We start from the raw sequence: 10,838 nt of genomic DNA, 5'->3' as shown, positions 1-10,838 counted from the left end.
TTGTAATGGTCTCTTCATGTTATTTGTTTATGGTTTAAAATAGTTCTAAACCTAAAGAATAGATTGTAATGTCAAAATGTATTAATGAAGTATGAATGTGTGTTTGTATGGCTTGTAAGCAAATTATATTCGGATAGTGTGGTACTATAAGAATATTAGTAGAGCAAGGACTGTTAACTAAAAGGAATAGATGATTTCTGCTAGCCTAAATATTTAGTCGGAAATTTTATATTAGTCTCTTGGCATAGTTATTATTTTATGAATATCATTCATGAAATATGCCTTTTAGACTATTGTAGCGATGATTAGCTTTTCCTTTTTATAAAATAGACTCAGTTGATATTCGCTATTATTAGTAAAGTATAATTTTGATTTTTCTAATAATGATGATTGGCAGTGACTTCCTGTTAGTGGTTATTCCGTTCATGTAAATCTTGAAACCATAGTTAAACCTTTTTCTCTTTGCTTGTGAGCTAAACTCACGCTGTCATTTTAAGATATAAATTGAGATAGAGCTATAAATTTAAAGCTTACTTCAGATTATCTATATTAATATTTACACCATTATAAAGTATGTGGTCTTGAGCTATTAATGCTCCAGACTTTAGAGTTAAGTAATTTTCCCAAGTAAACTCCATTCCCCCAAGGGGTAAAATAGACACCCACATTTTTACAGAAATCGGTTTATTGTTTTCGTCTAGAATCCAGACATAGGAATCGCCTGGCGTTGAACCGCCTGAGGTGTAGGTAACCTTTAAACCTTCCTTTCCATCCTTAAGGGTAACAAGGCTTCTTTCAGTGCCAGGGTCGAAGGCTTTGAAAGGGGCACAGAGCCAGAAACTATCATTGTTAAAGTAGCCAAATGCTTGTTTGATCAATTCTTCTTTTCCTTCTTCTCTTATTTTTTCTGGGCGAATGACTTCACCGGTTTGGTTAATTGTATTGAGTAAAACCTCATTCTCATCCCACTTTACGAGCACCGAGTTTTTGGTTCTATTCCATTCATAATGATGAATTCCCTTGAAGGTCCATGAAACGTTAGTAGTACTATCCCAAGCAGATTTGTTAAGGGATTCCATCATTTCAATCGCTAAGTTGTCGGCTTTTGGCCCAGCAGTTTCTTCGGGTAAACTTTCATTCTTAACCAAATAGAATACGAAAAGCCCTAGGATTAGGGTGAGGAAAATTACTGCGAGAATTCGGAATAGCTTTTTCATACCCAAAGTTAAACGGGAAATTCATAACGGCTCAATTAAGAACTTCCTGTTTAACCAATTTGGTATGTGACGTGTTTTTAAACGTTTTCTAAAGCCTGTTCAATATCCCAGATAATATCGTCTTGGTGCTCTACACCAATAGAAAGGCGGATAAGCTGAGGGCTGATGCCGTATTTTTCTCTGTCTTCTGGAGAAACTCCTGCGTGTGTCATCGAAGCAGGATGTTCTGCTAGCGACTCTGTACTGCCAAGACTTACAGCAAGTTTCATCAGTTTTAGATTATTCAAGAATTTAAAAGCTCCTTTTTCCGTTTTGTCGGCTTTTATTTCAAAAGAAACCATTGCACCTGTACCTTCACATTGCTGGTCGAAAATCCGTTGTTGGTTTTCGTCTTTGATATTTCCTAAATAGAAGACTTCGCCCACTTTTGGGTGGTTGATTAAGAATTCAGCAACGTTCTGAGCATTCTTTTCCTGAACATTCATTCGTGCTTTTAGGGTTTCTAAGCTGCGCATTAGCAACCAACCCGTCCAAGGCCCTGCCATATTGCCTAAGAAGGTACGCATACCTTTTACCCGAGCCATTAATTCTTTTGAACCCAAACAAGCGCCTGCTATTACATCACTATGGCCTCCAATATATTTTGTAGCAGAGTATAATACCAGGTCGGCACCGTGCTTTAATGGATGCTGCCAAAGAGGCCCCATATAAGTATTGTCAACCGCTACTAAGGTTTGACGCCCTTCTGTGCTGTATCGATTGGCCAATCGCTTACACATTACCATATCAATAAGTTGATTGGTTGGGTTGGCAGGTGTTTCTATATAAACCATATTTACTTTATTGCCAAAGCCACTTTTTTCAACTCTATCGATAATGTCCTGCTCAGTATCTTTGGCATCGAATGAGATAACTTTAATACCAAAACGGGTAATGATTTGCTCAATAAAATGACTAGTTCCACCATACACGGGTTGGCTATAAAGTAGAACATCACCTGGGCTAAGGAACTCCATTAATACGGTGGTAATGGCCGACATTCCGCTTTCAAATACAGCACAATCTTCGGCTTTGTCCCAAAGTGTTAAGCGGTTTTCAAGAATTTCAAGGTCTGGGTTATTGAGTCTGCTATAGATCAAACCTAGCTCTTCGGTGTCTCCTTTTTCGCGCAAACCATAGGCTACTTCAAAAAATGCTTTCCCTTCTTCTGCGGTTTTAAAAACGAAGGTACTGGTCTGAAAAATTGGGCATTTTAATGATCCTTCGGAAAGCTCAGGCTTGTAGCCGTAAGACATCATTAAACTCTCTGGGTGAAGCTGTGGTTTATTCATGCTGTTTTTTTTACAAAATTAGCACGAAAGTAGCCTGTTCTTTAATCGCTTATATAATTAGAAAATATATCTACAAATGCTTTTTCATTAGAATTTAATTCTGAATATTAACTCATGATAACTAGTATTTAGAAAAATTTGCTACAAAATGGTTGATAAGATTGACAAACAGATTCTGCGCTTACTGCAATTGGACGCCAAAAAGACAACTAAGGAAATTGCTGCAGACTTAGGCTTAACCACAACACCAGTGCATGAGCGAATTAAGAAGCTTGAAAGAGAAGGCTATATTCAGCAGTATTCTATTCGCATTGATAGAAAAAAAGTAGGGTTGATGATGATGGCCTTCTGTAGTGTTTCATTAAAAAATCATGAGCGTGCTTTTATAGAGAAGTTTGAACAGGATATTCAATTGTTGGATGAAGTAATTGACTGTTACCACATCGGTGGTATGTTCGATTATTTGTTAAAGGTTTTAGTGCCCGATATGGATGCTTACCAACGCTTTATTTCTAAGAAATTGGCAGACTTAGATAATATAGGCAACGTACAAAGCTCTTTTGTAATGTCAGAAATCAAGCATTCAGCTCAAATTCCAGATCAGTTTCTTTAGGCTAGAAAGTTCTTTTCCCAAAAAACTTCTGATCGAGCGAATACTTTCCGGGGCCAGTAATGAATAAGAAGAAAAAGGTTAACAGGTACATTGCTGGTTTTTCTTGTGTGCCGAAAGGGTCAGCGGAATGAACTACAAAAAGTGCTACCGCCATGGTGACCATCAGGGGCACAAGTGCAAAACGACTGAATAGGCCAACTATTAATAGAATAGAACAAAGAAATTCGGCCAGTACGGCTAAGATAAGCGAAACTTCTACTCCCAAACCTATAGGGTCGCCAAACTGGAAATTACCTTCTATAAGTTTTAAAAACTTAGGGTAGCCATGCGTGAGCATCATTATGGCTAAACCAACTCTTAAAATTAATAGGCCTGTACTGGTTGACGAACTATGGTTTCCTGTAGCGAGAAGTTTTTTGAACATGGCGATAGTTTATTTCTCTAAGTTGGAAAATAAACTAGTTTTTGCAAAATTCTTTTATGTATTCGGAAGCCAGTTGATCACCTAATTTTTGGGCTTTTTTAAAGTCTGCGCAGGCGTCTGCAATTGTGTATTTGGGTGAATTTTGTTTCGCCATACCTCTTCTGGTTATTGCGTCTGCATAGTCTGGGTCTAGATCGAGGGCTTTGTTATAGTTTTCAATGGCACCGTCCCAATATTCACTCATAAAAAATACTACACCTTTATTAAAATAGGCCACAGGTAAGTTTGGGTTGATTTTGATGGCCCTGTCAAAGTCGTTCACTGCAGAGATCACAGCTTTCCCTCTTGCATATGCTGCTCCTCTATTTACCAGGGCCTGAACATTGTTTGGATTGGCCCTGATTACTTTATCTAAATCGTCAACGGCCTTATTGTTTTCGAAGAGTTTTACATAGGCATTTCCTCTTAGCTCAAGAGCTTCTATGTTCTTTTCATCTCCAGCCAAAAGCGCGTTCATGTCTATTAATACTCCCTTATAATTTTGAAGTTCAAATGAACATTTTGCCCTTGCAATCAAGGATTTACGCATGTTTTGCTTGGCTCTAATTAGTAGAGTAAAGTCGTTATATGCACCTTCATAATCTTCAATCTCCATGCGCGAAAGACCTCGGTTAAAGATGGCAAAGTGATTGTCGGGCTCATATTTTATAACATTAGAATATTTCGCTTCTGCAGCCTCATAGTTGCCTTCCGAAAAAAGTATATCAGCTTCTTCTTGTGTGGCTTCCATACTACAAGCGCTTAGCGAAAAAAATGCTGCGAGGCAGAAAAGAGTTTTCAAGCAATTCATGCTCCTAATTAAACTAATATTTTAGTTTAATCAATGAATTTTTTATGAAAAGATTAGGCTTAACCTTGTTGTGGGGGCTAGTAACTGCCGTTGTATTTTCGAATAAACCATTCTGTAGAGACCAAAACCAAGAAAAGAAGCAGCAACCAAGGGTTATTAATGATGGATTGCAGCTTTTCATCTGAACGCGTTATGGATTTTGCAGAAAGATTTTTAAAGTAGTTTGAGGCTTCGTTAATTCTTTCTTGAGGAATAAATTCACCCCCTGAATTGTTGGCTATATTTTTTAATAATTGATGGTTGGCCGTAAGGTTAATGTTCTCCAAATCTAATTTTTGAACTGAAAAAGTGCCTTGTGCAACCTCTCGTTTTCCATTCACCGTTGCCGAAGCTTCAAAACTATAAACACCAGGATCTAACCCAGTGACTCTATAATTGCTACCAGCATTGTTTACATAATTGAGTTTCTGCTTAGCACCTTGCTCATCGGTAATGGTAAGGTCAATATTACGGTCATAAACTTTCTCGTAAAGTTCGTTATATACTTCGGTGTTGAACTCAATAGCTTCGCTGTCATAATATTGATTTCGCTCCGTGTTTACCCTGAAATTACGTTTGTCGTCTTTTGTGGCCAAATACTGAATCAGCTTGCCCATCAGGTTATTGAACATTTTTTGGTCATTGTTCAGGGCATATTCCTGGAGTGACCATTTCCAAAAGTCAGAACCAGAGAACACCGCGGACTTTAACTCATCACCATTATAGATACTCAATAATGGGCGTTGTGTAGGTACAGAACCTATTCGCTGATAAAGTAAAATATCCGCCTGTGTTTTAAACATAAATTGGCCATAAGGAACGGAAATAGGAGGGTATTCCATAAGTCGTTGCGCCAATACTTCATCAATTTTAAAGAGCTCAAAATTCGGGTTGAAATGAGGCCCCGCATTGTCCGATTGCCCTGCGTTGTTATAAGAGAGCACAGGGTTTTTTTCGTTGATGGCACTCAAAGAACTTGTTCCTGTAATGTAAAAGCTGTTCGTTGTTTTGAGCGCATTGTCTAACCAAACGGGTAAACTTTCTATGGCAGGTAGCTGATGTAAAACAATCAGGTCGAAAGGCCCTTCAGGAATATCGGTGTTGATTCCCTCAATAAATACTTGCATTTCGGTACCCTCATTTTGATCGATTACATTTCTTAGCGCTTTGATGTCTGGGTGAGGCGCACGGGCGGCAATCAATATTTTTTGCTTGCTATCAACTATTTCTAGAAATGCCTGTTGGGTATTGTTTAAGGTTGAATTTTCTCCTTCTAAAGGAAGAATCTGTACTTGATAAGTTTCAATGCCTTTGGTTTCTGCGTTCAGAATAAACTCAAGCGAATTTATTTGTTCATCCCCCTTTGGGCTGAAGGATTTTTCTTCAATCACCGTCCCTTTTTTCAACACCTGAACCTTCACACTTTCATTCACGAAGCCATTATTAAACACTTCAACCACAAGTGGAAAGCGGTTGCCTTCGTAAACAATCTTGTTATAATTCAGGCTTTTAATACTCAAGTCTTTGGTAGGAATGGTATCGCCCAGCCCGATAGTAACTACAGGGAAATTGAGTTGAGTGAACTGAGGTGAAATGCCGTAATTATGAATGCCATCGCTAGCAAGAACAACGCCCGCCAAATTCTGCTGCTCATAATCGCTGGATATTCCCTTAAGTAAGGATTCAAGATTAGTAGCGTTTTGGTCGTAGTTAACAAAGTTAACACTGGCTACATAGTCTTGTAAACTTTTGACTTTTACTTCATAACCGGCATCAATAATTTCCTCTGAAACTTCTGCAAGTTGAGTTTTCAACGACTCAAATTCGCCCTCTTCATAAGTAGCAGGCATAGAAGCTGAATTATCTACCGCAATTACAACCACAGGCTTTTCTTCAAAAAAAGTCACCTGATTGAGCAGTGGCCCCATGAGTAAAAAACAAAGCAGAGTAACGAGTACAAAACGCAGCCCAGCCAAGGCGCGGTTGGTGTTTTTAGACCAAGGCGTTTTTTTAGAATAAAGTAGAAATGCATAGAGTGCCCCAGCCAATAAACAGAAAAGAATAAACCACGAAGGGACGTCTGTTTTAAGAAGAAGGCTAGCGAATATCAATTGACAATAGCGATTATGGGGTGAATTCTGAACTCGATTTACAACAAATCCATTTAAGCTAGGTAAGATACGAGAAGGTAATTAAATAGTTAGCGCCTTTATTTCAACGTACTAAATCCTGTTTTAAGAGGAAGTAAAAACACGTTTTCACCATAAAAGCGCCAACTTTTATAAGTATCTAAAATCAGGTAAGCATTCCGCCATCTACCTGAAGGGTTTGGCCAGTAACATAAGCCGACATATCTGAAGCCAAGAATAAACAAACGTTGGCTACATCTTCTGGAGAACCACCTCTTTTCAAAGGAATAGCATCTCTCCAGCCCTGTACGGTTTTTTCGTCTAAGGCGTCTGTCATTTCAGTTTCAATAAAACCGGGAGCAACCGCATTTGAACGGATTCCTCTTGAGCCTAATTCTAAAGCTACTGACTTAGTGAAACCAATGATTCCGGCTTTAGATGCTGCATAATTGGCTTGACCAGCATTTCCTTTTAAACCTACTACAGAAGTAATGTTGATGATAGAACCTGCTCTTTGCTTCATCATGGTTCTGGTAGCAGCTTTTACTGTATTGAAACAAGATTTGAGGTTAACGTTGATTACATCGTCCCACATTTCTTCCGACATTCTCATTAAAAGATTGTCGCGGGTAATGCCTGCGTTGTTCACCAAAATATCTAGACTTCCGAATTCAGCCACTACAGCGTTCACCAATTCTTCGGCAGCAGCAAATTCAGCTGCATTCGATCTAAACCCTTTGGCTTTAATGCCGAAAGCAGCAAGCTCTTTCTCCAAAGCTTCACCTTTTTCAACACTCGACAAATAAGTGAAAGCTACATTGGCTCCTTCTTGGGCCATTTTGGTGGCAATTGCTCTACCAATTCCTTTCGATGCACCAGTAACCAGTGCTGTTTTTCCTGTTAATAAACCCATATTTCTCTCTAACAATTAAATCAGCTTGCGGTTAACTCGACAAGCGTCTTTGGTTTTTAATCCTGTTCAAAGAAAACGAAAAGGATCAATACCTCCAATTCGACTATTTTATTTGCGAACATTTGGCTTAACTTTGCCGCATTGAACAGAAAAAACCTCATAAAATATGGCTACTAAATACGATTTAATAGTAATAGGCAGTGGACCCGGTGGATATGTGGCAGCGATTAGAGCGTCTCAATTGGGTATGAAAGTTGGCGTGGTAGAGCGCTCAGAACTAGGCGGAATATGCCTGAACTGGGGTTGTATCCCAACCAAAGCATTGCTTAAAAGTGCTCAGGTATATGAGTATGTTCAACATGCGCAAGACTACGGAATCAAGATTGACGGTAAGTTTTCTGCCGATTTTGATGGCATGGTAAAACGAAGCCGTGACGTAGCCGCTGGAATGAGCAAAGGAATTCAGTTCTTGTTTAAAAAGAACAAAATCGATCATATCGAAGGCTTTGGTAAGCTAAAAGCTGGTAAAAAAGTAGAAGTAACTGGCGCTGATGGTAAAAAAGTAGACTATTCTGCTGATAACATTATTCTAGCTACTGGTGGCCGTTCTAGAGAATTGCCAAACTTACCAATTGACGGAAAGAAAATTATAGGCTACAGACAAGCCATGGTGCTGGACAAACAGCCAAAATCTATGGTAATTGTTGGTTCTGGCGCAATTGGAGTAGAGTTCGCTTACTTCTACAACTCAATTGGAACGGAAGTAACTATTGTTGAATACATGGACAGAATCGTTCCAGTTGAAGATGCTGAGGTGTCAAAACAATTGGAGAGAAGCTTCAAAAAAGCAGGCATGAAAATCATGACCAGCGCTGAAGTAACTTCTGTAGATACAAAAGGTAAAACTTGTAAGGTTACGGTGAAGACCAAAAAGGGCGATGAAGTGCTAGATGTAGACGTAGTGCTTTCAGCAGTAGGTGTTTCTACCAACTTAGAAGGAATTGGCCTTGAAGACCTAAAGGTGAAAACCGAAAAAGGTAAAGTAACTGTAGACGATTTCTACAAAACAAATGTAGATGGCGTTTATGCCATTGGTGATATCGTTCACGGCCCAGCTTTGGCTCACGTAGCTTCTGCTGAAGGTATTATTTGTGTGGAGAAAATTGCGGGTGAAAACCCAGAAGCATTAGACTACGGAAATATCCCAGGCTGTACTTATTGCCAGCCAGAAGTAGCATCAGTAGGTTATACCGAAGCAGCGGCAAAAGAAGCAGGTTACGAAATTAAAGTGGGTAAATTCCCATTCTCAGCTTCAGGAAAAGCAAAAGCTGGTGGCGCTAGCGATGGTTTCGTAAAATTAATTTTCGATGCGAAATATGGCGAAGTACTAGGAGCCCACATGATTGGTGCTAACGTAACTGAAATGATTGCCGAAATGGTTTCTGTAAGAAAACTGGAAACTACTGGGCATGAGATCATTAAAACAGTTCACCCTCACCCAACCATGTCTGAGGCCATTATGGAAGCAGCAGCTGCGGCTTATGATGAAGTAATTCATTTGTAAACCACGGTTTATAATAATATATTTAGAAAGTAAAGGGCTTGATCATCAAGCCCTTTACTTTTACAAAGCAACTTACTACCAATAGCACGCAACCCAGACCATATTGAAGAGCAGGAATTGATCTTGAGATTAAAAAATCAGGACAAGGATGCACTATCGTATTTATATGATAAATATGGGGCTGCTTTGTATGGCGCTGTTCAGAGGATTGTACAAGATGAAGACGTGGCCGCTGAAGTTGTTCAAGATATTTTCTTGAAAATTTGGAACAAGATAGGAATGTACGACCCTCAAAAAGGGCGTTTGTTTACTTGGATGCTTAACTTGTCCCGAAACGCAGCCATTGATAAAATTCGTTCTAAAGAAATAAAAAGAAGTGCTAAAACTGATTCTATTGATGAGTACGTATATACCATCGACCGACAAAACAGCACGGAAACTTCAGTTGATGGAATTGGTGTAAGAGAATTGATGGACGACCTTGTGGAAGAACAAAGGTTTGTTCTATTAAAGGTATATTTCGAAGGTTTTTCTCATTCAGAGATTGCTGACGAATATGATATACCCTTGGGTACAGTGAAATCTCGTTTGCGATCGGCTTTAAAACATTTAAGAAATAAAGTACAGTTGTAATTGGATATTAAAGAATACATAGCGTCTGGCATACTCGAAGAATACATCTTCGATACGCTCTCCCCACAAGAGCGTATAGAGGTAGAGTTGCGCCTAGCTGAGTATCCTGAATTGCGTGAAGAATTAAACGCCATTGAGGATAGCTTAGAGGGTATCGCCATGGCTACTGCAATCCAACCACCTGCCGATCTGAAAGCAAATATTATGTCGACTTTGGGCGCTAGTGAGGTGGGATTGAAAGAAGAGAATACGAAACAAAAGGAAGAACCAAAGGTGATTCCTATGCCACAAACCAATAATGGAATGTGGAAATATATGGTGGCTGCCTCAGTAACCATAGCACTGGTAACTTCATATTTAGCTTATGATTATCACGGAAAATGGAAGGCTTCTTCCGATGCCTTTGCTCAGTTGCAAGCACAGAATTCGCAAATGGCAGAACAGTATAACCAAGTAAATAACCGCTTGGACGATCTGGTAGCAGATATTGATATTATTAGCGACACCGACTTTAAAAGAGTGAATATGGGTGCGGTAGACCCAACCCAATCATATGCGGCAAGTGTTTACTGGAATGCTAAAACGGATGAGGCGTACTTGAATATTAAGCAGTTAAAAACATTAACCGAAGAACAGCAATATCAGCTTTGGGCCATTGTAGATGGAGTGCCAGTAGATATGGGCGTGTTTGATTTTGATGTGGAAGGACTGATGAAAATGAAGAATGTTCAGAATGCCTCCATGTTTGCAGTAACCATTGAGCCTAAAGGCGGAAGTGAAAACCCAACACTTGACCTGATGCAAGTAGCCGGAGCTGTTTAAGCCTTAAAAGCTTTTACCAAAGAAATTGAAACCACCGTAAGGTGGTTTTTTTGTGCTCTTTCTTTTCTTAAAAATACGGGTGTCATCTTAATGGCAGACTGAAAACAAAAGTACTGTCGCTTTCTTTTCCTGACGAAGGAAGGATCTATAATTGAGGTCTGTATTTCTGAAAAGGATCCTTACAGGGTGACTTAATGAATTATCCTTGAGCGTTAATATACTCTGCCACCTACTCCAAGGCTTCGAAGGCCTTTCTCTGGAATAAGTGAGAAATCTGAATACATCTGGGTAATAAAATCTACA

Annotated in this window: 10 protein-coding genes; 4 read left to right on the top strand and 6 right to left on the bottom strand. The window is 39.2% G+C overall.

The features are described 5' to 3' along the window. Positions 1–530: 530 nt before the first annotated feature. Together MB14_RS07415 and MB14_RS07410 are read right to left on the bottom strand one after the other, a co-directional pair. Positions 531–1,217 carry a hypothetical protein gene (locus tag MB14_RS07415; protein ID WP_062590948.1) on the bottom strand — a complete coding sequence of 229 codons (687 nt, stop codon included), beginning with the start codon at positions 1,215–1,217 and terminating at the stop codon, positions 531–533. 77 nt (positions 1,218–1,294) lie between these two features. Beyond that, positions 1,295–2,548, bottom strand: a complete 1,254-nt coding sequence (locus MB14_RS07410; RefSeq protein WP_062590947.1) for a cystathionine gamma-synthase family protein — start codon at positions 2,546–2,548, stop codon at positions 1,295–1,297. Positions 2,549–2,696: 148 nt separating this feature from the next. Here MB14_RS07410 and MB14_RS07405 point away from each other — a divergent pair, with 148 nt between their 5' ends. Beyond that, positions 2,697–3,161 (top strand): Lrp/AsnC family transcriptional regulator, encoded by a 465-nt coding sequence (locus tag MB14_RS07405; protein ID WP_062590946.1) that lies wholly within the window; start codon positions 2,697–2,699, stop codon positions 3,159–3,161. A 1-nt stretch (position 3,162) separates the two neighbouring features. Here the strand turns inward: MB14_RS07405 and MB14_RS07400 are convergent, their stop codons facing one another. The 4 genes from MB14_RS07400 to fabG form a co-directional block, all read right to left on the bottom strand. Further along, on the bottom strand, positions 3,163–3,585 hold the full coding sequence (locus tag MB14_RS07400) for a DoxX family protein (RefSeq protein ID WP_062590945.1): 423 nt from the start codon (positions 3,583–3,585) through the stop codon (positions 3,163–3,165). Between the two features lie 34 nt (positions 3,586–3,619). Further along, a complete protein-coding gene (locus tag MB14_RS07395; protein WP_062590944.1) occupies positions 3,620–4,375 on the bottom strand; it encodes a tetratricopeptide repeat protein in 756 nt (251 codons plus the stop codon). Between the two features lie 137 nt (positions 4,376–4,512). Next, on the bottom strand, positions 4,513–6,585 hold the full coding sequence (locus tag MB14_RS07390; protein ID WP_132644153.1) for a VWA domain-containing protein: 2,073 nt from the start codon (positions 6,583–6,585) through the stop codon (positions 4,513–4,515). Positions 6,586–6,769: 184 nt separating this feature from the next. Continuing rightward, complete coding sequence (fabG, locus tag MB14_RS07385; protein ID WP_053225076.1) at positions 6,770–7,516, bottom strand: 3-oxoacyl-[acyl-carrier-protein] reductase; 747 nt, start codon at positions 7,514–7,516, stop codon at positions 6,770–6,772. Positions 7,517–7,682: 166 nt separating this feature from the next. On the opposite strand from fabG, the gene lpdA reads away from it, so the two are divergent. The 3 genes from lpdA to MB14_RS07370 all read left to right on the top strand — a co-directional run bounded on the left by lpdA (position 7,683) and on the right by MB14_RS07370 (position 10,535). Next, complete coding sequence (gene lpdA, locus MB14_RS07380) at positions 7,683–9,080, top strand: dihydrolipoyl dehydrogenase (RefSeq protein WP_062590942.1); 1,398 nt, start codon at positions 7,683–7,685, stop codon at positions 9,078–9,080. Between the two features lie 123 nt (positions 9,081–9,203). Further along, positions 9,204–9,713: an RNA polymerase sigma factor gene (locus tag MB14_RS07375; RefSeq protein ID WP_260310608.1), complete on the top strand. Its 510-nt coding sequence runs from the start codon at positions 9,204–9,206 to the stop codon at positions 9,711–9,713. Next, positions 9,714–10,535, top strand: a complete 822-nt coding sequence (locus MB14_RS07370) for an anti-sigma factor (RefSeq protein WP_062590940.1) — start codon at positions 9,714–9,716, stop codon at positions 10,533–10,535. The last annotated feature ends 303 nt before the right edge of the window (positions 10,536–10,838 follow it).

Origin of the sequence: Roseivirga ehrenbergii (genome assembly GCF_001593005.1) — a bacterium.
Classification (GTDB): Bacteria; Bacteroidota; Bacteroidia; order Cytophagales; family Cyclobacteriaceae; genus Roseivirga; species Roseivirga ehrenbergii.
This window is presented reverse-complemented; position numbering and strand designations above follow the sequence as displayed.

Bases quoted from the DNA above. Each gene is read 5' to 3' on its own strand.
- fabG (WP_053225076.1), bottom strand. From the start codon at position 7,516: ATGGGTTTATTAACAGGAAAAACAGCACTGGTTACTGGTGCATCGAAA.
- lpdA (WP_062590942.1), top strand. From the start codon at position 7,683: ATGGCTACTAAATACGATTTAATAGTAATAGGCAGTGGACCCGGTGGA.
- MB14_RS07405 (WP_062590946.1), top strand. From the start codon at position 2,697: ATGGTTGATAAGATTGACAAACAGATTCTGCGCTTACTGCAATTGGAC.
- MB14_RS07400 (WP_062590945.1), bottom strand. From the start codon at position 3,585: ATGTTCAAAAAACTTCTCGCTACAGGAAACCATAGTTCGTCAACCAGT.
- MB14_RS07395 (WP_062590944.1), bottom strand. From the start codon at position 4,375: ATGGAAGCCACACAAGAAGAAGCTGATATACTTTTTTCGGAAGGCAAC.
- MB14_RS07415 (WP_062590948.1), bottom strand. From the start codon at position 1,217: ATGAAAAAGCTATTCCGAATTCTCGCAGTAATTTTCCTCACCCTAATC.
- MB14_RS07410 (WP_062590947.1), bottom strand. From the start codon at position 2,548: ATGAATAAACCACAGCTTCACCCAGAGAGTTTAATGATGTCTTACGGC.